The organism is Caulobacter sp. GW821-FHT10F06, assembly GCF_058809215.1.
In genome coordinates, this window is the sequence record NZ_JBXASK010000006.1 from 356,214 (window position 1) to 380,580 (window position 24,367).

The 24,367-nt window shown below is 68.0% G+C and carries 29 protein-coding genes; 14 read left to right on the plus strand and 15 right to left on the minus strand.

Annotated elements, in window-relative coordinates:
* Positions 1 to 118: 118 nt before the first annotated feature.
* Positions 119 to 1,219 (minus strand): redox-regulated ATPase YchF, encoded by a 1,101-nt coding sequence (ychF, locus tag AC1RUS_RS15870; protein ID WP_492917544.1) that lies wholly within the window; start codon positions 1,217 to 1,219, stop codon positions 119 to 121.
* Positions 1,220 to 1,339: 120 nt separating this feature from the next.
* On the opposite strand from ychF, the gene AC1RUS_RS15875 reads away from it, so the two are divergent.
* A complete protein-coding gene (locus AC1RUS_RS15875; RefSeq protein WP_492917545.1) occupies positions 1,340 to 2,170 on the plus strand; it encodes a pirin family protein in 831 nt (276 codons plus the stop codon).
* A gap of 31 nt (positions 2,171 to 2,201) precedes the next feature.
* Here AC1RUS_RS15875 and pth read toward each other — a convergent pair whose 3' ends face one another.
* The 7 genes from pth to lgt form a co-directional block, all read right to left on the minus strand.
* A complete protein-coding gene (gene pth, locus AC1RUS_RS15880; RefSeq protein ID WP_492917546.1) occupies positions 2,202 to 2,816 on the minus strand; it encodes an aminoacyl-tRNA hydrolase in 615 nt (204 codons plus the stop codon).
* Between the two features lie 207 nt (positions 2,817 to 3,023).
* On the minus strand, positions 3,024 to 3,620 hold the full coding sequence (locus AC1RUS_RS15885; RefSeq protein WP_492917547.1) for a 50S ribosomal protein L25/general stress protein Ctc: 597 nt from the start codon (positions 3,618 to 3,620) through the stop codon (positions 3,024 to 3,026).
* Positions 3,621 to 3,790: 170 nt separating this feature from the next.
* Complete coding sequence (locus tag AC1RUS_RS15890; RefSeq protein ID WP_492917548.1) at positions 3,791 to 4,867, minus strand: hypothetical protein; 1,077 nt, start codon at positions 4,865 to 4,867, stop codon at positions 3,791 to 3,793.
* A 165-nt stretch (positions 4,868 to 5,032) separates the two neighbouring features.
* Complete coding sequence (locus AC1RUS_RS15895) at positions 5,033 to 5,971, minus strand: ribose-phosphate pyrophosphokinase (RefSeq protein ID WP_421739317.1); 939 nt, start codon at positions 5,969 to 5,971, stop codon at positions 5,033 to 5,035.
* Between the two features lie 238 nt (positions 5,972 to 6,209).
* Positions 6,210 to 6,995 (minus strand): peptidoglycan editing factor PgeF, encoded by a 786-nt coding sequence (gene pgeF / locus AC1RUS_RS15900; RefSeq protein WP_492917549.1) that lies wholly within the window; start codon positions 6,993 to 6,995, stop codon positions 6,210 to 6,212.
* 1 nt (position 6,996) lies between these two features.
* The gene (locus AC1RUS_RS15905) at positions 6,997 to 8,169 is read right to left on the minus strand and encodes a class I SAM-dependent methyltransferase (RefSeq protein ID WP_492917550.1); all 1,173 of its coding nucleotides are present in this window, start codon (positions 8,167 to 8,169) and stop codon (positions 6,997 to 6,999) included.
* On the minus strand, positions 8,156 to 9,055 hold the full coding sequence (gene lgt, locus AC1RUS_RS15910; RefSeq protein WP_492917551.1) for a prolipoprotein diacylglyceryl transferase: 900 nt from the start codon (positions 9,053 to 9,055) through the stop codon (positions 8,156 to 8,158). Before lgt ends, AC1RUS_RS15905 begins: the two co-directional genes overlap by 14 nt.
* Positions 9,056 to 9,171: 116 nt before the next feature.
* On the opposite strand from lgt, the gene AC1RUS_RS15915 reads away from it, so the two are divergent.
* The 6 genes from AC1RUS_RS15915 (at position 9,172) to AC1RUS_RS15940 (ending at position 12,798) form a co-directional block, all read left to right on the plus strand.
* Positions 9,172 to 9,429: an accessory factor UbiK family protein gene (locus AC1RUS_RS15915; RefSeq protein ID WP_492917552.1), complete on the plus strand. Its 258-nt coding sequence runs from the start codon at positions 9,172 to 9,174 to the stop codon at positions 9,427 to 9,429.
* Between the two features lie 131 nt (positions 9,430 to 9,560).
* A complete protein-coding gene (locus AC1RUS_RS15920; protein WP_492917553.1) occupies positions 9,561 to 10,067 on the plus strand; it encodes a type III secretion system chaperone family protein in 507 nt (168 codons plus the stop codon).
* A 129-nt stretch (positions 10,068 to 10,196) separates the two neighbouring features.
* Entirely contained in the window at positions 10,197 to 10,979 is a 783-nt protein-coding gene (proC, locus tag AC1RUS_RS15925; RefSeq protein WP_492917554.1) for a pyrroline-5-carboxylate reductase, read from the plus strand.
* Positions 10,980 to 11,078: 99 nt separating this feature from the next.
* Positions 11,079 to 11,327, plus strand: a complete 249-nt coding sequence (locus AC1RUS_RS15930; RefSeq protein WP_492917555.1) for a hypothetical protein — start codon at positions 11,079 to 11,081, stop codon at positions 11,325 to 11,327.
* On the plus strand, positions 11,324 to 12,199 hold the full coding sequence (locus AC1RUS_RS15935) for an SPFH domain-containing protein (RefSeq protein WP_492917556.1): 876 nt from the start codon (positions 11,324 to 11,326) through the stop codon (positions 12,197 to 12,199). The genes AC1RUS_RS15930 and AC1RUS_RS15935 overlap by 4 nt, the downstream gene beginning before the upstream one ends.
* Before the next feature lie 56 nt (positions 12,200 to 12,255).
* Positions 12,256 to 12,798: a TetR family transcriptional regulator gene (locus tag AC1RUS_RS15940; protein WP_492917557.1), complete on the plus strand. Its 543-nt coding sequence runs from the start codon at positions 12,256 to 12,258 to the stop codon at positions 12,796 to 12,798.
* Between the two features lie 112 nt (positions 12,799 to 12,910).
* Here AC1RUS_RS15940 and AC1RUS_RS15945 read toward each other — a convergent pair whose 3' ends face one another.
* The 3 genes from AC1RUS_RS15945 to AC1RUS_RS15955 are packed head-to-tail and all read right to left on the minus strand — an operon-like array spanning position 12,911 to position 15,460.
* Positions 12,911 to 14,251 (minus strand): ATP-binding protein, encoded by a 1,341-nt coding sequence (locus AC1RUS_RS15945; protein WP_492917558.1) that lies wholly within the window; start codon positions 14,249 to 14,251, stop codon positions 12,911 to 12,913.
* Between the two features lie 4 nt (positions 14,252 to 14,255).
* Positions 14,256 to 14,957, minus strand: a complete 702-nt coding sequence (locus AC1RUS_RS15950; RefSeq protein WP_492917559.1) for a response regulator — start codon at positions 14,955 to 14,957, stop codon at positions 14,256 to 14,258.
* Complete coding sequence (locus AC1RUS_RS15955; protein ID WP_492917560.1) at positions 14,954 to 15,460, minus strand: MarR family winged helix-turn-helix transcriptional regulator; 507 nt, start codon at positions 15,458 to 15,460, stop codon at positions 14,954 to 14,956. The genes AC1RUS_RS15950 and AC1RUS_RS15955 overlap by 4 nt, the downstream gene beginning before the upstream one ends.
* Before the next feature lie 80 nt (positions 15,461 to 15,540).
* On the opposite strand from AC1RUS_RS15955, the gene AC1RUS_RS15960 reads away from it, so the two are divergent.
* Positions 15,541 to 16,437 (plus strand): branched-chain amino acid aminotransferase, encoded by an 897-nt coding sequence (locus AC1RUS_RS15960; RefSeq protein WP_492917561.1) that lies wholly within the window; start codon positions 15,541 to 15,543, stop codon positions 16,435 to 16,437.
* A gap of 74 nt (positions 16,438 to 16,511) precedes the next feature.
* Here AC1RUS_RS15960 and AC1RUS_RS15965 read toward each other — a convergent pair whose 3' ends face one another.
* Both AC1RUS_RS15965 and AC1RUS_RS15970 read right to left on the minus strand, forming a co-directional pair.
* Entirely contained in the window at positions 16,512 to 17,126 is a 615-nt protein-coding gene (locus AC1RUS_RS15965) for a peptidylprolyl isomerase (RefSeq protein ID WP_492917562.1), read from the minus strand.
* An 82-nt stretch (positions 17,127 to 17,208) separates the two neighbouring features.
* Positions 17,209 to 17,760, minus strand: a complete 552-nt coding sequence (locus AC1RUS_RS15970) for a glutathione peroxidase (RefSeq protein WP_492917563.1) — start codon at positions 17,758 to 17,760, stop codon at positions 17,209 to 17,211.
* A gap of 1,189 nt (positions 17,761 to 18,949) precedes the next feature.
* Here AC1RUS_RS15970 and AC1RUS_RS15975 point away from each other — a divergent pair.
* On the plus strand, positions 18,950 to 19,468 hold the full coding sequence (locus AC1RUS_RS15975) for a hypothetical protein (protein ID WP_492917564.1): 519 nt from the start codon (positions 18,950 to 18,952) through the stop codon (positions 19,466 to 19,468).
* Between the two features lie 73 nt (positions 19,469 to 19,541).
* Here the strand turns inward: AC1RUS_RS15975 and AC1RUS_RS15980 are convergent, their stop codons facing one another.
* Positions 19,542 to 20,981: an aldehyde dehydrogenase family protein gene (locus AC1RUS_RS15980; RefSeq protein WP_492917565.1), complete on the minus strand. Its 1,440-nt coding sequence runs from the start codon at positions 20,979 to 20,981 to the stop codon at positions 19,542 to 19,544.
* A 206-nt stretch (positions 20,982 to 21,187) separates the two neighbouring features.
* Positions 21,188 to 21,661, minus strand: coding sequence for an NUDIX domain-containing protein (locus AC1RUS_RS15985; RefSeq protein WP_492917566.1), 474 nt, complete (start codon positions 21,659 to 21,661; stop codon positions 21,188 to 21,190).
* 101 nt (positions 21,662 to 21,762) lie between these two features.
* On the opposite strand from AC1RUS_RS15985, the gene AC1RUS_RS15990 reads away from it, so the two are divergent.
* The 5 genes from AC1RUS_RS15990 to AC1RUS_RS16010 all read left to right on the plus strand — a co-directional run bounded on the left by AC1RUS_RS15990 (position 21,763) and on the right by AC1RUS_RS16010 (position 24,262).
* Positions 21,763 to 22,059, plus strand: a complete 297-nt coding sequence (locus AC1RUS_RS15990; protein ID WP_492917567.1) for a type II toxin-antitoxin system RelE/ParE family toxin — start codon at positions 21,763 to 21,765, stop codon at positions 22,057 to 22,059.
* Between the two features lie 8 nt (positions 22,060 to 22,067).
* Positions 22,068 to 22,376, plus strand: coding sequence for a HigA family addiction module antitoxin (locus AC1RUS_RS15995; RefSeq protein WP_492917568.1), 309 nt, complete (start codon positions 22,068 to 22,070; stop codon positions 22,374 to 22,376).
* 155 nt (positions 22,377 to 22,531) lie between these two features.
* Positions 22,532 to 23,287, plus strand: coding sequence for an SDR family oxidoreductase (locus AC1RUS_RS16000; protein WP_492917569.1), 756 nt, complete (start codon positions 22,532 to 22,534; stop codon positions 23,285 to 23,287).
* A gap of 14 nt (positions 23,288 to 23,301) precedes the next feature.
* On the plus strand, positions 23,302 to 23,709 hold the full coding sequence (folB, locus tag AC1RUS_RS16005) for a dihydroneopterin aldolase (RefSeq protein WP_492917570.1): 408 nt from the start codon (positions 23,302 to 23,304) through the stop codon (positions 23,707 to 23,709).
* A 1-nt stretch (position 23,710) separates the two neighbouring features.
* Positions 23,711 to 24,262 carry a hypothetical protein gene (locus tag AC1RUS_RS16010; protein ID WP_492917571.1) on the plus strand — a complete coding sequence of 184 codons (552 nt, stop codon included), beginning with the start codon at positions 23,711 to 23,713 and terminating at the stop codon, positions 24,260 to 24,262.
* Positions 24,263 to 24,367: the final 105 nt, after the last annotated feature.

Below are 24,367 nucleotides of genomic sequence, written 5' to 3' on the forward strand. Positions count from 1 at the left end.
GAGGCCTTGCGTCCTTCGAGGCCCGCTATGCGGGCGCCTCAGGATGAGGAGCTATATTGCTATGATTTCCTCATCCTGAGGTGCTCGCCTCTAGGCGAGCCTCGAAGGACGCACAGTTCTAGACGTTGAAGCGGAAGTGCATCACGTCGCCGTCCTTGACGACGTAGTCCTTGCCTTCGGCGCGCATCTTGCCGGCTTCCTTGGCCGGGCCTTCGCCGCCCAGCTTGACGAAGTCTTCGTAGGCGATCGTCTCGGCGCGGATGTAGCCCTTCTCGAAGTCGGTGTGGATGACGCCGGCCGCCTGCGGGCCGGTGTCGCCGACGTGGATGGTCCAGGCGCGGGCTTCCTTGGGGCCGACCGTGAAGTAGGTCTGCAGATCGAGAAGCTTGTAGGCCTCGCGGATCAGGCGGTTCAGGCCCGGCTCCTCCAGGCCCAGGGTCTCGAGGAACTCGGCGCGCTCCTCGGCGTCCAGCAGGGCGATCTCGCTCTCGATCTGGGCTGAGATGACCACGCTCTTGGCGTTGTCCTTGGCGGCGCGTTCGGCGACCAGGTCGCTGTACTTGTTGCCCTTGTCGGCGCTGCCTTCGTCGACATTGCAGACATAGAGAGCCGGCAGCGCGGTCAGCAGCTGCAGCATGTGCCAGGCTTTTTCGTCATCGGCGTCGATCTTGGCGGCGCGGGCCGGGCGGCCTTCGCGCAGCAGGGCCAGGGCGATATTGGCCAGACGCAGGGTGTTGGCGCTTTCCTTGTCGGCGCCGACCTTGGCGCGCTTCTCGAGGGCGGGGACGCGCTTTTCCAGGCTTTCCAGGTCGGCCAGCATCAGCTCCATCTCGATGATCTCGAGATCGCTGATCGGGTCGATGCGGCCTTCCACGTGGACGATGTCGCCGTCCTCGAAGCAGCGGGCCACGAAGGCCACGGCGTCGCAGTCGCGGATGTTGGCCAGGAACTGGTTGCCCAGGCCTTCGCCCTTGGACGCGCCGCGCACCAGGCCGGCGATGTCGACGAAGGTGATGCGGGCCGGGATGATTTCCTTGGAGCCGGCGATCTTGGCCAGGGCGTCCAGGCGCGGCTCGGGCACCGCGACCTCGCCGGTGTTGGGCTCGATGGTGCAGAACGGATAGTTGGCGGCCTGGGCCGACGCCGTCTGGGTCAGGGCGTTGAACAGGGTGGACTTGCCGACATTGGGCAGGCCGACGATGGCGACTTTAAGGGCCATGGAACTCTCGTGAATTTCGTTGGCCGCGACCTAGCACGGATCGACGGCGAACGCGAAGTCGCAGGGACTTGAACGAACTGTAACCGCATCCGATATCAAAGGCCGAGAAGGAGCAGTCAGATGAGCATTCGGCCGGTAGTGAAGATCGTGAAGGGCGTCCCCGCCTCGGACGGCGACGGCGTGCGCCTGACCCGCATGCTGGGCACGGCCGAGGCCCAGATGTTCGACCCGTTCCTGATGCTGGACTGTTTCGACAACGACCAGGCGTCCGACTACATGGGCGGCTTCCCCGACCATCCGCATCGCGGCTTCGAGACCGTGACCTACATGCTGGAAGGACGGATGCGGCACCGCGACAATACCGGCCGCGAAGGCGTGATCGGTCCGGGCGGCATCCAGTGGATGCGGGCCGGCAAGGGCATCGTCCACTCCGAAATGCCCGAGCAGAGCGAAGGCCGCATGCGCGGCTTCCAGTTGTGGGTGAACCTGCCGGCCAAGCTGAAGATGAGCCAGCCGGGCTATTCGGAGTTCGAGAGCGATGCGATCCCGGTCGAGGCCCGCGACGGCGGCGTCACGGTCAAGGTGATCTCGGGCGTCACGGATGGCGGAACCGCCGGTCCGATCGGCGGCGGCGCGGTCGACGCACTCTATTTCGACGTCGTGCTGCCGGCCGGGACACGGTTCGAGGAACCTGTCGGAGCCGATCGCAACGCCATGCTGGCGGTCTATGAAGGCCAGGTCCGGGTGTCCGGCGGCAAGGTGGACGCGCTGAGCGGCGTGTTCCTGGGCAAGGGCGACAAGGTGGTGGTCGAAGCGATCACCGACGCCCGCGTCCTGCTGCTGGCCGGTCGTCCGATCGAGGAGCCGGTTTTCTGGCACGGCCCGTTCGTGATGAACTCCCGCGACGAGATCGTGCAGGCGTTCCAGGATTTCCAGAGCGGGAAGTTCTGAGGCGATCCTCTCCGTTCAGGGAGAGGATCTGCTACTCCGCCTTCGGCTTCCGCGGATCGGCCTTCGGCGCGGGCGCGAGGCGCAGCACCTCGGCCTGATAGCGCTCGTCGTCGCCGGCGGCCGCGAAGGGCAGGGCGTCGCAGAGTGCGTCCAGCATCGGGTCCAGCCACTGGTGCTCGACCTTGTGGAAGTCGCCCAGCACGTAGTGCATGACCATGGCCTTGTCGCCGGGATGGCCGACGCCGATGCGGCCCCGGCGGAACGTGTCCCCGATCTGGCTGGTCACCGAGCGGATGCCGTTGTTGCCCGCCGCTCCGCCGCCCGCCTTCATCCGGAAACGGCCGGGCGCCATGTCGATCTCGTCGTGGAAGACGATGACGTCGGTCGGGGCCAGCTTGAAGAATTTCATCGCCTCGCCGACGGATCGGCCGCTCTCGTTGTAATAGGTCTTGGGCTTGAGCAGCAGCAGCTTCACCGCCCCGTTCGGGGTCGGCACGGAGCCTTCGCAGGCCAGGCCCTGGAAGCGCGCGCGCCACGGCGCCGTGCCCCACTTGCGGGCCAGGGCGTCGACGGCCATGAAGCCGACGTTGTGGCGGTTCTTCTCGTACTTGGGCTCGGGATTGCCGAGACCGGCGAGGATCAGCATGGCTAAGGCTCCGTGCGTCCTTCGAGGCCTTGCGATGCAAGGCGCCTCAGGATGAGGGATGTCTGCGCGTTCGATCTGCCGAGTTCCTCATCCTGAGGCGTCCGCGATAGCGGGCCTCGAAGGACGCAAAGCCTCGGCCGAAACGAAAACGGGCGGACCCGAAGGCCCGCCCGTCTGATAGTCGATCGGAGACCCGATCCGAAAGCCTTAGGCTTCGGTGGTGTCGCCTTCGTTCGATTGCGAAGCGGCCGAGGCCTTCAGGTTGGCGATCACGAAGTCGCGGTCCTGGGCGGGCTTCACGCCTTCCGGCAGCTTCACTTCCGAGATGCGGATGACGTCGCCGATGTCGTGCGAGGCCAGGTCGATGACCAGTTCCTCGGGGATCTTGTCGGCCGGGCAGGCCAGCTCGACGGTGTGGCGGATGACTTCCAGCGTGCCGCCCTTCTTCAGGCCGACCGAGATGTCGTTGTTCTTGAAGTGCACGGGCACTTCGATCTTGATCAGCTGGTGCTCGTCGACGCGATACAGGTCGAAGTGGACCGGCTCGTCGGTGACGGCGTGGAATTGCACGGCCTTGGCGATGACCGATTGCTTCTCGTCGCCGTATTGCAGGGTCACCAGGTGGCCCAGCAGCTTGCCGGTGTAGAGCGCCTTGCGGAATTCGTTCGACTTCACCGCGATGTTCACGGGAGCCTTGGCGCCGCCGTACAGCACGCCGGGGACCAGGCCCTTGCGGCGGGTTTCGCGAGCGCCGCCGGTGCCGGCGCGGTCGCGGAGTTCAACGTTCAGAATGATCTCGGCCATTGTTGTCTCTCTTGAGAGCCCATGCTCTCGAAATGCGAAATCGCCGCACAGGACTGGATTGTCCCGCTCGGTCGACCATTTTTGGGTCGCGCTACATACACAGAAGGGCCGGACGATGCAACGTCCGGCCCTTCCTAAGCTTTTCCAGGCTTTTGCTCCGCGAGAGCGGCCTACCTCTTGGAGGCGGGCTTCTTGGTCGCGGTCTTGGCGGCCTTGGAGTTGCGGCCCGCGCCGCCGGCCTGGCTGATCGAGGCCTTTTCCGGCAAGGCGCGCGGCGGCTCGACGGGCATGGGCGCGCCCGAGGCCTTGATCACGCACTGTCCGGTGTCCATCAGGACGTGCTGGCCCAGGCAGAAGACGTCCTCATAGTGCGGCTTGGAGACGGCGAGGCACTGGTAGAGGTTCAGCTTGCCCATGTTCAGGCACATGGCCGAGGTCGGGTCGGCCATCACCGCCTCGATGGTCGGCAGGTTGTTGTCGCCGGCGGCGCCGAGGGCGGCCAGGGCGGCCACGGCCATGCCGCGGATCACCACCGGCTGGTAGGGACCAGGAGCCGAGCGCGGGGTCAGGGTCAGGGGCTGAGCGCCGACCGAGGCCTGCTGCAGCACAGAGACGTCGTTCATGTCGCCCTGGGCCGGGATCGCCGACTGGGTCTTGGCGTAGGCCAGGCGGCCGTCGCGGTCGTTGACGGTGGCCTTCGACCAGTTGGAGCGCTGGACGTCATAGGCGGCCTGCTTGACCGCCTTGCCGGCGGTGAAGACCTTCAGGCCCTCGGCGCCCAGGGTGTCGATGATCAGGCCGGCGGCGGTGTCGCTGCCCTTGAAGCCGACGGCGTAGGCCGGGTCGGCGACGATGGCGTTGATCACCTGCTGGCGCTGGGCCGGGTCTGCCGCGAAGCTGCGGACATTGCCGACGAAGGTCGGGTCCTGCAGGGCGATGACGGCGGCGTAGGCCACCGCGCCGCTCAACAGTTGCTTGGGCTCATAGGCGACGCCGACCTTCAGCGAGGTCTGGATGTCGTCGCCGCTGGTGAAGTTGGGGCTGATCGCCCCGGCCCGGGCCATGTAGCCGCGGAAGGCGCTGGCGCGCTCGACCAGGGTGTTGGACAGGGTGATCGACGGCGGCGGAGCCGGCGCGGCGACCACCGGCGGCGGCGGGGGAGGCGGGGTCTCGCAACCGGCCACGACGGTGACCAGCGCGATCGCGGTCGTCATCCATACGACGCGCGCACGCGAAAAGATGTGCATTCGGGCGAACTTCCCCATGAGACTGATTTTACGCGGATATCACCCGCGGCAGGCCATATTGTGACAGTCAGCCCGTTAACCAGTCTTTAGCAAGCGTGGCCGTGCGAGAGGCGAATTCCTGACGGCCAGTTCCCGTCCCATCCGACGTCCCGCTCGCGCCGGCCGCTAGTCGAACAGCTTGGAGACCGATTCTTCGTTGGCGATCCGGCGGATGGCTTCGCCGATCAGCGGGGCGCACGAGACGTAGCGGATCTTCGGGCAGGCCTTGACGGTGTCGGAGGCCTCTATGGAGTCGGTCACCACCAGCTCGGTCAGCACCGAATTGGCGACGCGCTCGGCGGCCGCGCCCGACAGCACGCCGTGGGTGACATAGGCGCTGACCGAGGTCGCGCCCTGGGCCACCAGGGCGGCGGCGGCGTTGCACAGGGTGCCGGCCGAGTCGGCGATGTCGTCGAACAGGATGCAGCGGCGGCCCGAGACGTCGCCGATGATGTTCATCACTTCCGACTGGCCGGGGCCCGAGCGGCGCTTGTCGACGATGGCCAGGTCGGCGTCGTTCAGGCGCTTGGCCAGGGCCCGGGCGCGCACCACGCCGCCGACGTCGGGCGAGACGACCATCAGGTCGTCGCCGATCGAGTAGTTGCGGATGATGTCGTCGGCCAGCAGGCGCGAGGGCAGCAGGTTGTCGGTGGGGATGTCGAAGAAGCCCTGGATCTGGCCGGCGTGCAGATCCATCGTCAGCACACGGTCGGCGCCCGAGCGGGTGATCAGGTTGGCGACCAGCTTGGCCGAGATCGGCGTGCGGCCGCCGGTCTTGCGGTCCTGGCGGGCGTAGCCGAAGTACGGCAGCACGGCGGTGATCCGCTTGCCCGACGCGCGCTTCAGGGCGTCGATGCAGATCAGCAGCTCCATCAGGTTGTCGTTGGCCGGATAGCTGGTCGACTGGATGACGAAGACGTCCTCGCCCCGCACGTTCTCGTCGATGGTGACGAACACCTCGAGGTCGGCGAACCGGCGCACCTGGGCGCGGGTCAGCGGCATGTCGAGATACTCCGCGATCGACTGGGACAGCGGGCGGTTCGAGTTGCCGGACAGCAGCTTCATGGGGGCGCTCGGAGCAGGGGGTGTCGCGTTGCGGGGCTTCTAGCAGTCATCGGCTCCGGAGCAAGACCTTAACGACCCCGCTGACGGATCGGCGCCGTTTTGTGTCTTTCGGGTTTGGCTGGAGCACTACGCGCAGTGCGTGACCCTCGTCCTTCGACAAGCTCAGGATGGACCATTCACAAGCCTCAGCAGCCGAAAACCTCATTCTGAGCTTGTCGAAGGACGAGATTTGCGCGGCTCACGCCTCCAGCGCGATCGCCGACAGCAGGCGGCCGTAATCGCCTTCGCCGTTCAGGAAGGCGCGGCGGTTGGAGAAGAACAGGGCCTCCTCGGCGCGGGTGTCGCGGCCGACCCATTCGCGTTGATCGATCCCGGCCGTGCGCAGGCGGTCCAGCACGAAGGCGGGCAGGTCGAAGAAGCGCTTGTCGTCGCCGACGCCGGCCCGGAAGAACTGGCCCGAGCCCGGGCTGTCGGCCTCGAACCTGTGCAGGAAGTCAACGCCCACCTCGTAGGAGTCGGGGCCGATACAGGGGCCGACGGCGGCGATCATACGGGCCGGATCGCCGCCCAGCTCGACCATGGCGTCGACGGCGGCCTGCACCACCCCGTCCAGAGCGCCGCGCCAGCCGGCGTGGGCGGCGGCCACGATGCGGGCCTCGGGGTCGACGATCAGCACCGGGGCGCAGTCGGCCGCCAGGGCGCCGCAGACCACGCCGGGGGTCTTGGTGACGACCGCGTCGCCCTGCGGGCGGGCGTCGCCCCACGAACCGTCGGCCTTGATGGCGATGGTCGAATGGATCTGGAAGCAGGTGTTGAGGTCTTCGGGATCGACGCCGAACCAGCGAGCGGCGCGGGCGCGGTTCTCGACCACGTCGGCGGGATCGTCCTTGCTGCCGCGCCCGACATTGAGGCTGTCATAGATGCCCGTCGAGACCCCGCCCTGACGGGTGAAGAAGGCGTGGCGCACGCCGGGCACGGCGGCCAGCAGCGGCGACTGGATCGTGGGCAGTTGGCTGTGCGGCATGTCAGGCGACCTCGAAAGCAGGCGGCGTGAAACCGGGCGCATAAAGGCACACGGCCTTGAACAAGGCGCCCATCTGCGCCTCGCCGGTCAGTCGATCAAGCTGTCTTGCGATCTGGTCGGCGCGATCGGGCCGAGCGGCGGCCAAGGACTGGGCCCGCGCCTCGATGCCGAGCATGCCCAGGAACGCCGCCTGGCTGAGAATCGGACCCGCTTGCGCGCCCGCCGCGACGCCGGCCGCCAGCACGGCGGGGAAATCGGCCCAGACGGTCAGGTCGGCCTGGCCGGGACTGGCCAGCGGGTCGACCTTCCGGTGCCCCTGGATCGCCTGCAGCGTGTCGCCCGGCCCGGGCGCGTCGCGGCCGTAGTCGATCAGCAGCGCCGCGCCGCCGTCGACCGCGAGGCGGTGGCCGATCTCGGTTCCGAGGGCTTCCTGGGCGGGCGAGGATTCGAGGATGGCGCCCAATGCAAGGCTCCCTTCACCCTTGATGGGGGAAGGGATGGGGGTGGCTACTGAGCCGGCGGCTTCGCGACGGCGCTCTTCGTCAACCGCCGCAGCCACCCCCATCCCTGCCCTTCTCCCATCAAGGGGGAAGGGTTCTTTTGAGATGGCCTTCAACCCGAACGCCAGCTCGCCCGCCTCGTCCAGCCCGATCACCCGCTCCGCCCAGCCCTTTTCGGTCCGCACGAACTGCCGCGCGGGCAAACAGTCGAGCACCTCGTTTGCGATCAGGATCATCGGCGCTCCGCCAGGCACGGCCTCCAGCCGGTCGGCCCAGTTCGGCGCTGCCCCGGCCAGACGCTCGGCCTGCTTGGCGCGGAGCGGTGGCGAGACCTCGACCAGCCACAGCTGCGCGGCGGCCATGAAGTCCGGCGCCAGCTTCGCCGCCCGCAGCAGATCGCTCATCAGCGTGCCGTCGCCGGGGCCCATCTCGACCAGGCGGAACGGCGCGGGTTTCCCCATGCGGGTCCAGGTCTCGACCGCCCACAGGCCGATCAGTTCGCCGAACATCTGGCTGACCAGCGGGGCGGTGATGAAGTCGCCGCCGGGGCCGAGATCGGGCCGCGTGGCGTAATAGCCGTCGCGCGGGTCGTGCAGGCAGCGGGTGAAATATTCGGCGACGCCGATCGGACCGTCCTGGGCGATCTGCGCCTTCAGGCGATCAAGCAGGCTCATAGGTCTCGTCGACCACCGGCTCGCGCAGGGCCTTCCACAGCAGCCACACGCCCACCAGGAACATCGGGATCGACAGCATCATCCCCATGGTCAGGCCGAACGGGAAGGCGGGCATGCCGACGTCGGGATTGCGCACGTTCTCAAGCGCCGCCCGGAACAGGCCATAGCCGACCAGGAAGGTCCCGGTCAGCGCGCCGCGCCGCTGCAGCCACTTCAGCTTGTGCGAGGCCAGCCACAGCAGGGCGAACAGCACGGCGCCCTCCAGGGCGGCCTCGTAGAGCTGGCTGGGATGGCGCGGCAGCGGGCCGGCCGGGCAGCGGTCGGCGTTGGCCGCCTTGATCGTGGCGTTGCAGAAGATCATCCCGAACGGATGGTCGGTGACCCGGCCCCACAGCTCGCCATTGATGAAGTTGGCGCAGCGGCCGAAGAACAGGCCGATCGGCGCGACCGGCGCGACGAGGTCGCCCAGCCGCAGGATGTCGATCTTCTGCTGGCGGGCGAACAGCAGCACCGCGGCGCAGACGCCCAGGAAGCCGCCGTGGAACGACATGCCGCCTTCCCAGATCTTGAAGGCCTCGACCGGGTGGGCCAGCAGGCCCGCGCGCTGGTCGGGATTGATCATCATGTAGAACAGGATGTAGCCCAGCCGCCCACCGATGATGATGCCCAGGGTGATCCACAGCACCAGATCGTCGATCTGCAGCGGCGTGGCCGGCGGCTTCTGGCCGCCCCACAGCGGCGTGTCCTTGACCAGCCGCACGGCGTAGCGCCAGCCCAGCAGGATGCCCGCCACATAGGCCAGGGCGTACCAGCGGATGGCCAGCGGACCGATCTGCAGGGCCAGGGGGCCGAGGTGAACGACGGGGTCGATATCGGGAAAGATCACGCCGTTGGGCTCCCTTCGGGACAGATCGTCGCAGGCATAGCCTGTTCGTCCTTCGCTTTCATCCCCCGCATCCCATATAAGGAGGGCGGACAAGAACGCCCGCGCGTGGAATCTCGATGCACAGCCAGAACCCCTTCCTCGACGAATTCGCCAAGCTGACCCAGGCGGCCATGGGCATCGCCCAGACGGCCGGCGAAGAGGCCAAGACCGCCATGCGCGCCCAGGCCGATCGTCTGGCGGCCGAGTTCGACCTGATCCGCCGCGACGATTTCGAGGCCCTGAAGGCCGAGGTGGCGGCGCTGCGCGAAGAGGTCGCGACGCTGAAGGCCAAGAAGGCTCCGGCCACGCCGAAGGCCCCCAAGACAGGCGAATAGACGAATCGTCGCTCGCCCTCGACGTGAAGTGGTTGTGACGCCGCCCACGAAGCAGATTAGACTCATCGCGACGTAAGCGATTCATGGGGGGTCTCACGCCCGCCATCGCTCACGGGACGCGCAGGATTCCCATGGACACCCAACCGGAAGACGACGACGTCCTGATGGCTCTCGACCCCCTCGAAGTGGTCGAGCATGTCCTGTCGGCCGAAAACCTGACCTTCGATCGCACGGAAGACGGCGACCTTGCGTTCGCCCTGACCGGCGACTGGAAGGACTACGAGCTGTGGTTCGCCTGGCGACCCGAGGCCGACTGCCTGCAGCTGTGCCTGTCGCTGGACCTGCGCGCGCCCAAGGCCAAGCGCGCCAGCGCCTACGAGCTGCTGGCCATGATCAACCAGCGCGTCTGGCTGGGCCATTTCGAGGTCTGGACCGAGGACGGCGAGGTGGTCTTCCGCCACGCCCTGGCCCTGCCCTCGGGCGAGCGCCCGACCATGGCCCAGGCCGCCTCGATGATCGACGCGGCGGTGGAAGCCGCAGACCGCTTCTATCCGGCCTTCGACTTCCTTCTCCAGGGCGCCAAGACCCCGGACCAGGCCATGGCCGCCTGCATGTTCGAGACGGTCGGTCAGGCATAATCGACTTGTCATCCCGGCCGAAAGCCCGCATCGCGGGCTGAAGAGCCGGGACCGCGGCAAGCGCTGGAGTTTCCGGCGGTCCCGGCTCGGCCTTTCAGGCCGTCCGGGATGACAGCTAGGAGCAAGTCCATGACCCCCATCCTCCTCCTCGGCGCCGGCCGCATGGGCGGCGCGCTGATCCAGGGCTGGCGCGAGGCTGGCGCCTTCGCCGCCGCCGACCTGATCGTCCGCGATCCCCATGTCGACCCCGCCGCCTTCGCGGGCGCGCTGGTCAATCCGCCGCTGGAAGCCCTGTCGGCCGCCAAGACCGTGCTGCTGGCCGTCAAGCCGCAGATCTGGCGCGAGGCGGTCAAGGATGTGGTCCCGCACCTGGCGCCCGACGCCGTCATCGTCTCGATCGCCGCCGGTGTCCGCGCCGCTGACATTTCCGAGGCCTTCGGCGGTCGCGCCGTCGCCCGGGTGATGCCGACCACGGCCGTCGCCATCGGCCGGGGCACGGCCAGCATCTTCGCCGACGAGCCCAAGGCCGCCGCCGCCGCCCACGCCCTGTTCGCCCCGGTGGCGACCGTGGTCGACCTGCCCAGCGAAGAGCTGATGCACGCGGCCACCGCCGTCTCGGGCTCAGCTCCCGCCTATCTCTACGCCTTCGTCGAAGCCCTGGAGGCGGCCGGCGCCGGCGCGGGGCTGGATCCCGCGGCCTCGGCCCAGCTGGCTCGGGCCACTATCATCGGGGCGGCCGCTCTGATGGAAGCGGGGGGCGAGGAGCCTGCCGAGTTGCGCAAGCAGGTCACCTCGCCGGGCGGCACCACGGCGGCCGCCTTGTCGGTGCTGATGGGGCAGGGCGGCTTCGGCGACCTGTTGCCCAAGGCGTTGGAAGCCGCCATCGCCCGTTCCCAAGAATTGGGCGGCTAACGATTCGCATTATCCAAGATAAACGAAAAGTCATTCGCCATAATTCCGCCTTGCGCTAAAATACTGGCGTAATCCGAGCGCCGCTCGGCTGGAGGGCTTATGACCGACAGGCAGTATTTCAGCGCCGCGAAGGCGGTCGCCTACGTTATTCTGTTCGTCGCGGCTGTTATAACATTGCTGAGGATCGTGATCGGACCACTTTGGGGTTCGGCTTCGGATCTCGGGATGATTGCGGCTGTTCTCTCCGGCGCGGGTGGCGTGATCGGACTGGCATGGCTGGCGCGCGTGATGATGCGCGACGTCGCCAAGGGCCTCGCGCCCGACGAAGGAGAGAACCAACCCCGATGACCACGAGCCTTTCCAAGGGCGTGTCCCCCAATGCGGTCCGCAATAGCCTGATCATCACGACGGGCGTGCTGGTGCTGCTGGTCGGCGGATGCAGCGTCGTCTCGCACAGCACCACGGTCGAACCGGGCAATGTCGGGGTGAAGATTCGCACCCTGGGCTCCGGCGCCGGCGTGTCGCCCGAAGCCCTGCCGGCCCGCTGGTACTTCCGGGGGATCGGTGAGCGCATCGTCCAATATCCGGTGATCCAGCGCACCTACAGCTACACCCGCGAGAAGGACGAGCGCGGCAACGAGAACGAGGAGATCACCTTCTCCGACAACACCGGCCTGCCGATGACGGCCGACGTGTCGGTGACGATGCAGGTCAATCCGGCCTCGGCCCCGAACCTCTACCAGACCTACCGCCTGACCTTCGACCAGCTGCTGGACGGACCGATCCGCAACGACGTCCGCTCGGCCGTCGCGGCCGAGGCCGAAAAGGTCGGGGTCGAGACGCTCTACAGCGGCGGGCGCCAGATGGTCATCCAGAAGGCCTTCGCGCGGGTGTCGGGCAAGTGGTCCAAGCACGGGGTCACGGTCTCGCAGATGGATTGGATCGGCTCGATCCGCTACCCGGCCGCCGTCATCGACCAGATGCAGCGTAAGACCCAGCTGGAGCAGGAAGCCCTGGCCGCCAAGGCGCTTGAGGCCAAGGAGACGGCGCTGGCCAACGCAGCGGTCGCCAAGGCCAAGGGCGAGGCCGAGGCCACGCGGATCAAGGGCGAAGCCTTGCGCTCTAATCCGCAGGTCTTGCAGCAGCAGGCCATCGAGAAATGGGACGGCGTCCTGCCCAAGGTGACCGGCGCCTCCACGCCGTTCATCAAGATCGACTAGCCACGATACGAAGGCGGCGCCTTGCCCGCGCCGCCTTCACCCGCCATCTGAAGACCATGACCGCTTCGGAAGACATCCTCGACCGCGCCGCCGCCGCCGCCCTGGCCCTGGCGTCGGACCGTCCCTGGCCGCAGATCAGCCTGCGCGACATCGCCTTCAAGGCCGAGGTCTCGTTCGCCGAACTGTACGCCCTGGCCGACGGCAAGAGCGCGGTGCTGGGCCACCTGTCGACCCGCTTCGACCGCGCCGCCCTGGCCACCGTCTCGGCCGACGACGCTACGGCTCACGATCGCCTGTTCGATGCGGCCATGGCCCGCCTGGAGGCGATGGAGCCGCACCGCGCCGCGCTGATCGCCATCAGCCGGTCCGAAAGCGTGGTGGTCTCGGCGTTGCGTTTCCCCAAGACCGCTCGCGCGATCCTCGAGGCCGGCGGCGTCGACGCCACCCCGGCCCGCCTGGCCGCGATGACGGCGGTGTGGGCCCGCACGGTCCAGGTCTGGCGCGACGACGAAGGCGCGCTGAACCGCACGATGGCGGAGCTCGACAAGCGGCTCAAGCAGATGGCGGAGCGATTGGGGAAGGTCGGGGCGGGGTTCTGAGACTCGCCCCCTCCGCGCTTCGCGCTCCTCCCCCATGGGGGGAAGATGATCTTTTCTGCCCCCTATGGGGGCGGACGACCGCGAAGCGGTCAGGTGGGGGCTAGTCTGGCGGTCACCCCGGCAACCGCATCACCGCCCTAAGTCCCCCCATCGCCGAGCGCTCCAGCACCAGGTCCCCGCCCAGCCCGCGCGCCATGTCCCGCGCGATGGCCAGGCCCAGGCCGACGCCCTTCTCGTTCTGGTTTCGCGACTCGTCGAGCCGGTTGAAGGGCTTGAAGGCCTCTTCATAGCGATCCTCCGGAATGCCCGGCCCGTCGTCGTCGACGGCGATCTCGACCCCCCCGGTCAGGCGCGGCGCGGCGGTGACCCTGACGTGTTCGCCGTGCGAGGCGGCGTTGTCGATCAGGTTGGCCAGGGCCCGCTTGAAGGCGTTGGGACGCAGCTCCACCGACATGTCGGGGGCCACGGCCGCGTCGACCGTCGTGCCGGCCCGGGCCGCGTCGGCCAGGATCGCGCCGATCAGCTCGGTCAGGTCGACCCGCTGCGGCGCCTCCCCGCCCTCGCCGCGGGCGAAGGCCAGGTACTCGTCGATCATGTGCTCCATTTCGGAGAGATCGCCCTTCATGGCGTCCAACTGCTCGCTGGGCTCCGACAGGGCCATTTCCAGCTTCAGCCGGGTCAGGGGCGTGCGCAGGTCGTGGCTGACCGAGGCGAGCAGGGCGGTGCGCTGCTCGATATGGCGCTGGATGCGGGCCTTCATCGATAGGAAGGCCTGGGCCGCCTGGCGCACTTCGCGTGCGCCGTGCGGCTTGAAGTCGACGTCGCCGCCGCGTCCGAAGGCGTCGGCCGCCTCGGCCAGGCGCTCGATGGCCCGCACCTGGTTGCGAATGAACAGGATGGCGATGGCCGTCAGCAGCATGGTCGCCATCACCATCCACAGGATGAAGATGTGACCCTGGGTGGCGAAGGCCCGGTCGCGCAGGGCGTAGATCTGCAGCACCCCGCCCTCGACCTGAACCCGGATGTCGATATAGGCCGTGTAGCGGGTGGTATCGAACCAGAACGGCGCGTTCAGCCGATCGGACAGGGCTTCCTGCAGCGAATGGTCGAGGGCCGCGAACAGCGACGGCCGCTGGCTGATCGGCAGCTTCTTGCCCTTCTGGAAGGCGATCGACAGCGACAGCGACTGCTCGGCCCGGTCGGCCAGCCGGGTCACGGCGGCGGGGCTGGGATCGTCCTCATAGCTGGCCACCGCCCAGGCGATGTCGCCGGCCAGGCCTTCGGAGAGCTTGCTGTTCACCGTCTGCCAGTGGGCGTCGAAGAAGGCCCAAGTCACGGCAATCTGCATCACCGCCACCGGCAGGACGATAATCAGCAGGCTGCGCCCGAACAGCGAGGTCGGCAGCCAGCGCTTGATCTGGCGCGGGAGGTAGAGCTTGGCGCGAAGGCGCATCAGGTCAATCCGGCGCCAGCCGATACCCAATGCCCCGCACCGTCTGCAGATAGCGCGGGTTCTTCGGGTCCGGCTCGATCTTGCGGCGCAGGCGGGTGACCTGGACGTCGACCGCGCGGCCGGTGGCGTCGGCGGTGTCACGGGCCAGTTCCAGGCGGTCGACGGGCTCGTGGGCGGCGCGGGCCAGGCGACGCATCAGCACGACCTCGGCCTCGGTCAGGCGAACGGGCTCGCCGTCGCAGGTCAGCTCGCCGCGCTCGGGTTCGAACGAACAGCGGCCCAGCGACAGCTCGCGCGGGCCGGACGGCTTGGCGGCGGTGCGGCGCAGGATCGCCTCGATGCGCAGCAACAGCTCCTGCGGCTCGAACGGCTTGCCCAGATAGTCGTCGACGCCGTGGGTGAGGCCCTCGATGCGGTCGGCGGCCTGGTCGCGGGCGGTCAGCATCAGGATCGGCGTCTTGCCGACATCGCCGCCCTTGGCCCGCAGGCGCTTGGTGAAGGCAAAGCCGTCCTCGCCGGGCATCATCACGTCCAGCACCATGAGGTCGAAGTCCAGCGAGCCGCACAGCCGGTCGGCCCCGGCCGCGTCGGCGGCGGTGCTGACCCGGAAGCCGGCCCGGACCAGGAACTCCTTCAAGAGCTTGCGGATGCGGTCGTCGTCATCGACGACCAGAAGGTGGCGTTCGCGGCGTTCCTCGGGGGTCATGCCACCACTCTACGCGTGGGACCCACGCCCTGTCTCGGCCCCGCCAGGGCCGCCAGGATCCGGCGGGTGCCGGCCACGCCGTCCAGGCCGCCGGTGCGATAGGCCCGCGCCAGAAGTCCGCGCAGCCGCTCGGCCACCCGGGCCTCGAAGGCCACGCCCTCGGCGGTCAGCACGGTGGGCTTGCGACGGCCGTCCAGGTCGCCGCCCGAGCGCTCGACCAGCCCGGCCTTGGTCAGGTCCGACAGGGTGCGGCTGGCGGCCTGCTTGGAGAGGCTGGTCAGTTTCGACAGGTCCTGCACGCCGATCCCGGGCCGCCGGCGCAGCAGGAAGGCGGCGCGCCAGTGCGAGCGGCCCAGGCCAAGCGTCTCGGCTTCCAGCGCCGCGTCGACCGCCGCCCACAGGGCCGCCTCGGCCAGCAGGATCAGTTCCAGGCCGCTATCCAGCTCCTCTTCCCGCAGGATCAGTCGGGGGTCGGTCGCGCCGGGCTGCAGGGGCGCTATCATCGCCGTAAGTCCATTTTATTTGACGTCACAAGTCGCGAGGCGTCTAAGAACCCCGTCTCAAATAAGGAGGTCTCGGACCGATGTCTCTCGTTCCCTTCGACGATCGCGATGGATGGATCTGGCTGGACGGCCAGTTCGTAGCCTGGCGCGAGGCGAAGGTGCACGTACTGACCCACGGTCTTCACTACGCCTCGTCGGTGTTCGAAGGCGAACGCATGTACGGCGGCGAGATCTTCAAGCTCACCGAGCATACCGAGCGCCTCTTCAAGTCGGCTGAAATCCTCGATTTCAAGATCCCCTACACGGTGGCCGAGATCGACGAGGCCTGCAAGGCGACGGCCGCCAAGAACAACCTGGATGACTGCTATGTGCGCCCGATCGCCTGGCGCGGCAGCGAAATGATCGGTGTTTCGGCGCAGCAGACCAAGATCCACGTGGCCATCGCCGTGTGGGAATGGCCCAGCTATTTCGACCCGGCCACCAAGGCCAAGGGCATCCGCCTGACCTGGGCCAAGTACCAGCGTCCGGATCCGAAGACCGCCCCGGTCGCCGCCAAGGCCGCCGGCCTCTACATGATCTGCACCATCTCCAAGCACGCCGCCGAGAAGGACGGTTACGCCGACGCGATGATGCTGGACTATCGCGGCTATGTGGCCGAGGCGACCGGCGCCAACGTGTTCTTCGTCAAGGACGGCGTGCTGCACACCCCCAAGCCCGACTGCTTCCTGGATGGCATCACCCGCCGCACCGTGATCGCGATCGCCAAGGACAAGGGGATCGAGGTGGTCGAGCGCCACATCCAGAAGGAAGAGCTGGCCGGCTTCTCCGAGTGCTTCATCGTCGGCACCGCCGCCGAGGTGACCCCGGTGTCGGAGATCGGCGAGTTCAAGTTCACCCCGGCCGCCCTGTCGCTGGACCTGATGGACACCTATGCCCGCCTGGTCCGCAACGAGGCCCCGGCGACCGTTCCGGCGTAGAGCGACCCTATAACCTCCGTCATTCCCGCCCTTGTGGCGGGAACGACGGATAAGGGTGATTGGCCGCCCGGCCCCTAGCCCGTGCGCTTCATGCTGATGATCTGGATCGGCGGGTTCAGCATCTGGCCCTTCATCTCGGGGACCATGGCCGGGCCGTCGGCGCGCGCGGCCAGGATCTTGCGGACCACGTCCATGCCCTGCACCACCGCGCCGAAGGCCGCGAAGCCCTGGTTGTCGCCCGGCGCGCCGGGGTGGGCGTCGAGATAGGGCATCGGGCTGGCGCAGATGAAGAAGTCCGCCGTCGCCGAGCCCGGCGCATTGCGGGCCAGCGAGATGGTCCCCGCCTTGTGCCGCAGGCCCGTCGTGCGGGTGCTCTCGTGGGCGATCGGCGCATAGCGCCGCGCCCGCACCGCCGGCCCGCCCTGGATCGAGCCGGCGCCAGGGACGCCCTTCTTGCGCTGAGCACGATAGAAGGCCCCGCCGTCGTACTTCCTGGCCTCGACATAGCGCAGGAAGTTGGCCGAGGTGATCGGGGCCTTCTTATCTTCCAGCTCGAGGACGATCGCGCCCTGCGGCGTCTGGATCGTCACCCGCGGCTTGCCGGCCGCCAGGGCCCGCACGGGCCCCGCCGCCGCCATCACCCCGACCGCGCCCAGCAGGCCTCGACGTGCAATTCCCGCGCTGTCCATCGGCGTTTCCCTTCGCGTGTCCGGGATGATCCTTAGCGTTCGGGGGCGTGGGAAGGGAAGGGCGCCCACGCCCGGGATCTCGCTAGCCCGCCGCCGCCAGGGCGCCGTCGATGGCTTCGGCGATGCGAGGATCGTCCGCCGTCACGTCGGGCGCGAAGCGGCCCACGACCTTGCCGTCGCGGCCGACCAGGAACTTCTCGAAGTTCCACACCACCTCGCCCGGCGCGCCGGGCGGAATGCCGAAGCCAGCCAGCCGCTCGCGCATGGGACCATCGCCCGTGGCGGTCGGCTGAGCCGCCGTCAGGCCGCTGTACAGCGGGTGGATGTCGTCGCCCTTGACGCTGATCTTGGAGAACATCGGGAAGGTCACGTCATAGGTCGTCGCGCAGAAGCTGGCGATCTCGTCGTCCGAGCCCGGCTCCTGTTCGCGGAAGTTGTTGGCCGGGAAACCCAGCACCTCCAGCCCGGCGTCCTTCTTGTCGCGATAGAGGGCCTCAAGCCCTTCGTACTGCTTGGTCAGGCCGCACTTGGAGGCGACGTTGACGATCAGCAGCACCTTTCCCCGGTAGTCGGCCAGGCTGGCCGGCGCGCCGTCGATGCGCTTGAGGGGAACGGTCTGGATCGCGTCGCTCATGGGAGTGCTCCTGGGTTGCGTGTGGGGAGTGTAGCCGGCGGCGGGGCGGGGTCCAGCGGCGTGGACGCGATGATCGCGGGGTGGGGGTTCGCCGCCCTGGCCCCCTCCGCGCTGCGCGCTCCTCCCCCATAGGGGGAAGACGAGGTCGGCGCGCTTCATCCGCCCCCTATGGGGGCGGACGACCGCGAAGCGGTCCGGTGGGGGCAAGTCTCGGCGCCCTCGCGCTTTCGCTGCGAAGTCATGGGAAGGGTCGCGGAGCGCCCGGGCCTCGCCCGGAGGGAGTTTGAATAAATACCGTTTCGACGAAGACAGGCGCTCCGCGTGACCGTTGTCCGGTGAGCCTTCGAGGCGCGGGGTCTTAACCCGCTCCCGACCTAGGCCCCCGACGGGCGGAGGGGCAGCGAACCCCGTCCGGACCGCACGGGCGATTTCAGCCCGCGCCTGCCGCGTCCGCCGAACCCTCGCCGTCTGGCTTTCGTCCCGATGTTTCAGGGAGCCCGTCCAGATCCGTCGCGAGGGCGGTCATCGAAGACCCCCGGCGAGCGCTTCCCGCTCGATCACCGCCAGAAGCCCATCAGGTCGCCGGCCGACGTCCCTTCCCTTGCTCCTGGGTGCAGACAGTATGGGGGCGGTTTCCGGCGCCTTGGACAGCGCTATGCGAGAAAGTCATAGGGCGTTGATTTGGCGGGGTTTGAACCGACGAACGCTCGGGATGGGGCGGGCTTTGTCCCCGCGCTCTCAAACATAAACTCCGTCATTCCCGCCCTTGTGGCGGGAACCCCTGGTTCAGCCGCACGTGAAGCGCATTGGCGCGCCGGCGCGCCACACATCCGCCCTTGCGGCGGCGCGAGGGGTTCCCGCCACAAGGGCGGGAATGACGGGAGTTTATATGGGCTGTGGCTTGCCGCCCCTTCGCTCGCGAAGGGAGCCAACCCTTCATCTCACGGCGAGACGATCGCCGGTCTGGAGAGGTCACTCAAGGACGACGCGTCGCGTCGCCGCGACGCGGCCGCCAGAGGCAGTCCTTGACTGACCTGTCCAGACCGGCACGCTGCTGCCTACGAGAGATGAAGGAGTTGGTGGGACGCAGGGCGTCCGAAATGAAAAGACTGCACGCTGTCTGCTTACTTTACTGGACGCCCGCGAAGCTTGGCCCTAGCGTCTCGGCACAACTTCCAAGGGGGGAAGCATGAAAATGCAAGTCGCCGCAGCGTTCGGCATATTAGCGCTTTGGGTGTCCACTTCCGCCTTCGCGGAGATCAAGGTTCCCGAGGGCACTGAATTCCCGATCCGCGTGGACGAAGCGCTTTCCAGCTCCATCGCTAAGGAGGGTGACCGCTTTACAATCAGTCTTGATGACGACGTAAAGCTTCCCGACGGAACCGTTTTACGCGCTGGCTATCGCGGGGTTGGCGAAGTTGTCGAAGCCCGGGACAACGGCATGCTCGGTAAAAACGGCAAGCTCAACGTTCGCTTGGTTTACCTCAAGGTTGGCGATGATCGTGTCAGGCTTCGCGCCAACAAAGGTACTAAGGGCGAGACGCGCGTTGGCGCCACAGTCGCGACAGTAATCTTGTTCTGGCCTGCCGCGCCTTTCATTAAAGGCAAAGACGTCTCCATCAAAAAGGGGACAATCATGACGGCCTACGCTGATCAAGATACGAGCTTGGCTTCACCTCTGCCGCCGCCGCCTGGCGGACCAGACTAACGCATCTTGCGATATAAAAAGGGACGGAGCCCTTCGACCCCGCCCCTCCAAACCCGTCTAACGCAGTAAAACCCTACTCCGCCGCCACCTTCGGCGAGTACCCGAGGATCGCCTTCGTCTCGAGGAACTCGCCGAACGCGTGGTCGCCCCACTCGCGGCCGTTGCCGCTCATCTTGTAGCCGCCGAACGGGGCCATCAGGTCGGGGCTGGCGCCGTTCAGGTTCACCTGCCCAGCACGAAGCCTAGACGCCACCTTGCGGACGTTGTCCTGGTCGCCGCCCGAGATATAGGCCGCCAAGCCGTACTCGGTGTCGTTGCCGACCTTCACCGCCTCGTCGACCGTCTCGTAGCCGAGGATGGCCACAACCGGGCCGAAGATCTCTTCCTTGGCGATGGTCATGTCGTTGGTGACGTTGGCGAAGACGGTGGGCTTGACGTAGTAGCCTTTGTCCAGGCCCTCGGGACGGCCGACGCCGCCCGAGACGAGGGTGGCGCCCTCGTCGATGCCCTTCTGGATCAGGCCCTGGATCTTGTTCCACTGCACGTCGGAGACGACGGGGCCCATCTTGGAATTGCCGTTGGGGTCGCCGACCGTGTGGGCCTCGGCCGTGGCGCGGGCGATGGCGATGACCTCGTCCATCTTCGCGCCGGGCACCAGCATGCGGGTGGGGGCGTTGCAGGACTGGCCCGAGTTCATCATCACCGAAGCCACGCCGCCCGAGACGGCGCGCTGGAAGTCGGCGTCTTCCAGGATGATGTTGGGGCTCTTGCCGCCCAGCTCCTGGTGCACGCGCTTGACGGTCGGGGCGGCGTTCTTGGCCACCTCGATGCCGGCGCGGGTCGAGCCGGTGAAGGACACCATGTCGACTTCCGGATGGCTGGACATCGCCGCGCCCACCGTGGGGCCGTCGCCGTTGACCAGGTTGAAGACGCCGGCCGGAACGCCGGCGGCGTGCAGAACCTCGGTCCAGATATAGCCGCTGAACGGCGCGATCTCGGAGGGCTTGAGCACCATGGTGCAGCCGGTGGCGAGAGCCGGGCCGACCTTGCAGGCGATCTGGTTGACCGGCCAGTTCCACGGCGTGATGAACGCGCAGACGCCGATCGGCTCTTTGACGATGCGGGTGGTGCCGCGGTCTTCCTCGAACTTGTAGTCCTTCAGCACCGCCACGGCGGTCTGGACGTGGCCGATGCCCATGGCCGCCTGGGCGCGCTGGGCCAGCCAGGCGGGGGCGCCCATCTCCTCGGTGATGGCTTTCGCCATGTCCTCGAAGCGCTTCTGGTACTCGGCGATGATGCGTTCCAGGAGGTCGATGCGCTCTTCGCGGCTGGTCTGGCTGAAGCTCTCGAAGGCCTTGCGGGCGGCCAGCACGGCCTTGTCGACGTCGGCGACGCCGCCCATCGAGATATGGCCGCACACCTCTTCGGTGGCCGGGTTGATGACGTCCAGCAGCTTGGGCGCGACCGGATCGACCCAGGCCCCGTCGATATAGAACTTGGTGTAGTCGCGCATGCCGTGCTCCTGCCCGTTTGAGGCCCTGCTCGGTCGGCGGGCCTTCTTCAAACAATCATTTTAATGATCGGCGTTAATGTGGCTAGGGGGCGCGAGATCAAAACACATGTCATCCCGGGCGAAGACCCGGGACCGCCGGAAGCTCGGCGCTTGCTGCGGTCCCGGCTCTCCGCTGCGCTGCGGCCGGGATGACAGCTATTTTCGGATCACCAAAGCGGATCGCTCTCGACCCCCTCCAACGCCTCGACGATCCGCCGCCGCGTGGCCGGGGTGGTGTCGTCCGGCAGGGCGTCCGGCGCGAACCAACCCACCGCGTGGATCTCGGCCTGGTTCGCGGCCGCGTCGCACGGCTCCCAGGCGTCGATGCGATAGACCAGCACGTGGTCGCCCGGATGACGCACATGGTTGTCGTGCACCGAGATCAGCCGAGGCCGGCCCAGCACGCGGATACCGGCCTCCTCCTGCAGTTCGCGGATCACCGCCGTCTCGGCCGTCTCGCCCCGCTCGACCCCGCCGCCGGGCATGTACCAGCCGGGCACATAGGTGTGCTGGATCAGCAGGATCCGCCCCTCGGCGTCGGTGACCAGCCCGCGCACGCCCATGGTCAGACCCCGGTTCCAGCGGAACCAGGCATAGACGAAGGGCCGAGTGAAGGGTTCGATGCGACGACGCCAGAGCATGAGGGCGAGATTACAGTAAAGCGATCCGTCGCGCCGCCTGTGACCGCGATCTTGCCGCATGACCCACTGAGTGGTACAGTGGATCTAATCGGGATCGCTCCATGATTGTCAGTTTCGGAGACGAGGACCTACGCGCCTTCTTCGTGGAGGATCTAAGGTCGCGGCGCGTTCCCCCGGATCTGGAAAGTCGGGTGTTCCGCAAGCTCCAGATGATCGACGACGCGACCAGCGATCAAGATCTGCTCGCGCCGCCCAGCAATCATTTCGAGAAGCTGCGCGGATCGCTGGACGGGCTGCATTCGATCCGGGTCAACAAGCAGTGGCGGCTGGTGTTCCGCTGGGATGGCGCGCGGGGCGAAGCGTCGGACCTTTATCTCGACGACCATAGCTACAGGTGAGACGAGCCATGTTGATGACCACGCGCAAGCCGGCCACGGTTGGCGAGATTCTCACGGAGGAGTTCATGACGCCTCTGGGCCTGACCCAGGTCGCCCTGGCCCAGGCGATGGGCGTGCAGCGCAAGCACGTCAACGAACTGTGTAACGATCGCCGCACCGTCACCGCTTCGACGGCCCTGATCCTGGCCCGCGTCTTCGGCAACAGCCCGGAGTTCTGGCTCAACGTTCAGCGGCGCGGCGATCTTTGGGAGGCGCTGCACTCGCCCACCGAACGCGAACGTATCGAACGCGCCCGCCCCCTGAAGACGGCGGCCTGACGCAGGCGAGCTCTTGCCCCCAGCCACGCGCCTCGCTAAAGCCCGGTCAGACCTTTCCTCTTACGGAGCCGCGCCATGCTCGCGATCCTCGTCATCGCCGCCTTCCTGGGCGTCATCTTCGCGCTGAACGCCTTCGAGTTCGGCCGCATCGACTGATGAGCGCCTCGCGCGGCGCGGCCCTGGTCACCGGCGCGGGGCGTCGGATCGGCCAGGCCCTGGCCCTCGAAGCCGCGCGCGCCGGCTACGACGTCGCCGTCCATCATCGCGGCCCGCCCGACGAGGCCGCCGAGACCGTGGCGGCGATCCAGGCCCTGGGGCGTCGCGCCCTGGCCGTGTCCGCCGAGCTGTCGGAAGAGACCCAGGTCTTGGGCCTGATCGGCCAGACCGCGCCGCTGGGCCCGCTGACCCTGCTGGTCAACAGCGCCTCCAGCTTCCACGACGACCGCGTCGGGTCTCTCGACCGCGCCGTGTGGGACGCCCATCTCGAGACCAATCTGCGCGCCCCGATCGTGCTGGCCGAAGCCTTCGCGGCGGCCCTGCCGGACGGCGCCGAGGGGCTGATCGTCAATATCGTCGACCAGCGGGTCTGGCGGCCCAATCCGCAGTTCTTCAGCTACAGCCTCAGCAAGGCCGGCCTGTGGTGGGCGACCCAGACCTTGGCGCAGGCCCTGGCGCCGCGCATCCGCGTCAACGCCATCGGTCCCGGCCCGACCCTGCCGTCGGTGCATCAGGCGCCGGGCGAGTTCGAGGCCGAGGCGGCGGGCACCCTGTTGCAGCGCCACGCCGATCCGTCCGACATCGCCGCCGCCCTGCGCTATCTCATTGACGCCAGGGCGGTCACGGGCCAGATGATCGCCGTGGACGCCGGCCAGCATCTGGCCTGGCGCACGCCCGACATCGTCGCACCTTAAGAAAGGCGCTCCGCTTGGCCGCCTCCTCCCTCGCCGAAACCGACACGGACGCCCAGCCGGTGGCCCGCGTGATCGTGACCAAGGTCTTCGTCCGCGCCCTGAAGGTGGAAGCCTGGATCGGCGTCTACGACCACGAGCACGGCGCCCGCCAGCCGCTGGTCATCGATGTCGAGCTCGACGTCGCCGCCAGCCACTGCGAGCGCATCGGCGACACGGTCAATTACGAGACCATCGGCGAGGCCGCCCGCGCCATCGCCGACGCCGGCCATATCGACCTGGTCGAGACCTTCGCCGAACGCCTGGCCCAGGCCTGCTTCGCCGACGCGCGCGTCACCCGCGCTCGGGTGCGGGTCGAAAAGCCCCTGGCCCTGGCCCCGCACGCCGCCGCCGCCGGCGTCGAGATCACCGCCGTCCGGGCCTGAGATGTCCGACACCCACAGCGCCCGCCTCGCGCCCTTCCAGCCCGAAACGGTCTGGGCGCTGAAGGACGAGACGCTGGTCGAGACGCGCGGCCTGAAGGTGCGCGGTTTTCCGCTGAGCGCTCTCACCCAATATCGCCTGGCCGCCGCGCCCAAGGGTGGTCGCCGCCGCGTGCTACAGCTCAGCTTCGGCCGAGCCCGGATGGTGATCATCGCCCAGAGCTATGTCGCGCCCGGCGTCGCCGAGGACCGGCTGGCAAGCTTCTCGGCCTTCGCTCGCGAGCTGTCGCGCCAGGCCGCCGACGCCGCCCCCGCCGCCCGCTTCAGCCTGGCCCGGATCGAGGCCCGTCCGGCCCTGACTTGGGTGGCCGGCTTCCTGGCCATCGGCGTCGTGGCCCTGCTGCTGTCGTCCCTGACCGCCGGCATGGCCGCCGTCGGGATCGACATGGCCGCGCGGATGGCCTTCGTGCTGATCCTGCTGCTGGCCGCCCTGCCGTGGCTGACGCAAGGCGACGCCTTCGATCCGCGCGATCCGCCCCGGGACCTGCTGCCTTAAGAGGCCGCAAACAGATGCTCCCCCTCTGGGGGAGCTGTCGCGGAGCGACTGAGGGGGTCCTCAACGGCGTAGGCCGGAGAGGGGGGGGGGGGGGGGGGGGGGGGG

What these genes read in the sequence shown, in the direction of transcription:
- AC1RUS_RS15965 (WP_492917562.1), bottom strand. Translation starts at nt 17,126, where the DNA reads ATGGACAGCGCGGGAATTGCACGTCGAGGCCTGCTGGGCGCGGTCGGG.
- pgeF (WP_492917549.1), bottom strand. Translation starts at nt 6,995, where the DNA reads ATGCCGCACAGCCAACTGCCCACGATCCAGTCGCCGCTGCTGGCCGCC.
- AC1RUS_RS15980 (WP_492917565.1), bottom strand. Translation starts at nt 20,981, where the DNA reads ATGCGCGACTACACCAAGTTCTATATCGACGGGGCCTGGGTCGATCCG.
- AC1RUS_RS15915 (WP_492917552.1), top strand. Translation starts at nt 9,172, where the DNA reads ATGCACAGCCAGAACCCCTTCCTCGACGAATTCGCCAAGCTGACCCAG.
- AC1RUS_RS15890 (WP_492917548.1), bottom strand. Translation starts at nt 4,867, where the DNA reads ATGCACATCTTTTCGCGTGCGCGCGTCGTATGGATGACGACCGCGATC.
- ychF (WP_492917544.1), bottom strand. Translation starts at nt 1,219, where the DNA reads ATGGCCCTTAAAGTCGCCATCGTCGGCCTGCCCAATGTCGGCAAGTCC.
- AC1RUS_RS15985 (WP_492917566.1), bottom strand. Translation starts at nt 21,661, where the DNA reads ATGCTCTGGCGTCGTCGCATCGAACCCTTCACTCGGCCCTTCGTCTAT.
- AC1RUS_RS15945 (WP_492917558.1), bottom strand. Translation starts at nt 14,251, where the DNA reads ATGCGCCTTCGCGCCAAGCTCTACCTCCCGCGCCAGATCAAGCGCTGG.
- AC1RUS_RS15930 (WP_492917555.1), top strand. Translation starts at nt 11,079, where the DNA reads ATGACCGACAGGCAGTATTTCAGCGCCGCGAAGGCGGTCGCCTACGTT.
- AC1RUS_RS15955 (WP_492917560.1), bottom strand. Translation starts at nt 15,460, where the DNA reads ATGATAGCGCCCCTGCAGCCCGGCGCGACCGACCCCCGACTGATCCTG.
- AC1RUS_RS15885 (WP_492917547.1), bottom strand. Translation starts at nt 3,620, where the DNA reads ATGGCCGAGATCATTCTGAACGTTGAACTCCGCGACCGCGCCGGCACC.
- AC1RUS_RS15875 (WP_492917545.1), top strand. Translation starts at nt 1,340, where the DNA reads ATGAGCATTCGGCCGGTAGTGAAGATCGTGAAGGGCGTCCCCGCCTCG.
- proC (WP_492917554.1), top strand. Translation starts at nt 10,197, where the DNA reads ATGACCCCCATCCTCCTCCTCGGCGCCGGCCGCATGGGCGGCGCGCTG.
- AC1RUS_RS15935 (WP_492917556.1), top strand. Translation starts at nt 11,324, where the DNA reads ATGACCACGAGCCTTTCCAAGGGCGTGTCCCCCAATGCGGTCCGCAAT.
- AC1RUS_RS15920 (WP_492917553.1), top strand. Translation starts at nt 9,561, where the DNA reads ATGGACACCCAACCGGAAGACGACGACGTCCTGATGGCTCTCGACCCC.
- AC1RUS_RS15995 (WP_492917568.1), top strand. Translation starts at nt 22,068, where the DNA reads ATGTTGATGACCACGCGCAAGCCGGCCACGGTTGGCGAGATTCTCACG.
- AC1RUS_RS15940 (WP_492917557.1), top strand. Translation starts at nt 12,256, where the DNA reads ATGACCGCTTCGGAAGACATCCTCGACCGCGCCGCCGCCGCCGCCCTG.
- AC1RUS_RS15975 (WP_492917564.1), top strand. Translation starts at nt 18,950, where the DNA reads ATGAAAATGCAAGTCGCCGCAGCGTTCGGCATATTAGCGCTTTGGGTG.
- AC1RUS_RS15950 (WP_492917559.1), bottom strand. Translation starts at nt 14,957, where the DNA reads ATGACCCCCGAGGAACGCCGCGAACGCCACCTTCTGGTCGTCGATGAC.
- AC1RUS_RS15895 (WP_421739317.1), bottom strand. Translation starts at nt 5,971, where the DNA reads ATGAAGCTGCTGTCCGGCAACTCGAACCGCCCGCTGTCCCAGTCGATC.
- AC1RUS_RS15905 (WP_492917550.1), bottom strand. Translation starts at nt 8,169, where the DNA reads ATGAGCCTGCTTGATCGCCTGAAGGCGCAGATCGCCCAGGACGGTCCG.
- AC1RUS_RS16000 (WP_492917569.1), top strand. Translation starts at nt 22,532, where the DNA reads ATGAGCGCCTCGCGCGGCGCGGCCCTGGTCACCGGCGCGGGGCGTCGG.
- pth (WP_492917546.1), bottom strand. Translation starts at nt 2,816, where the DNA reads ATGCTGATCCTCGCCGGTCTCGGCAATCCCGAGCCCAAGTACGAGAAG.
- AC1RUS_RS16010 (WP_492917571.1), top strand. Translation starts at nt 23,711, where the DNA reads ATGTCCGACACCCACAGCGCCCGCCTCGCGCCCTTCCAGCCCGAAACG.
- AC1RUS_RS15990 (WP_492917567.1), top strand. Translation starts at nt 21,763, where the DNA reads ATGATTGTCAGTTTCGGAGACGAGGACCTACGCGCCTTCTTCGTGGAG.
- AC1RUS_RS15960 (WP_492917561.1), top strand. Translation starts at nt 15,541, where the DNA reads ATGTCTCTCGTTCCCTTCGACGATCGCGATGGATGGATCTGGCTGGAC.
- AC1RUS_RS15970 (WP_492917563.1), bottom strand. Translation starts at nt 17,760, where the DNA reads ATGAGCGACGCGATCCAGACCGTTCCCCTCAAGCGCATCGACGGCGCG.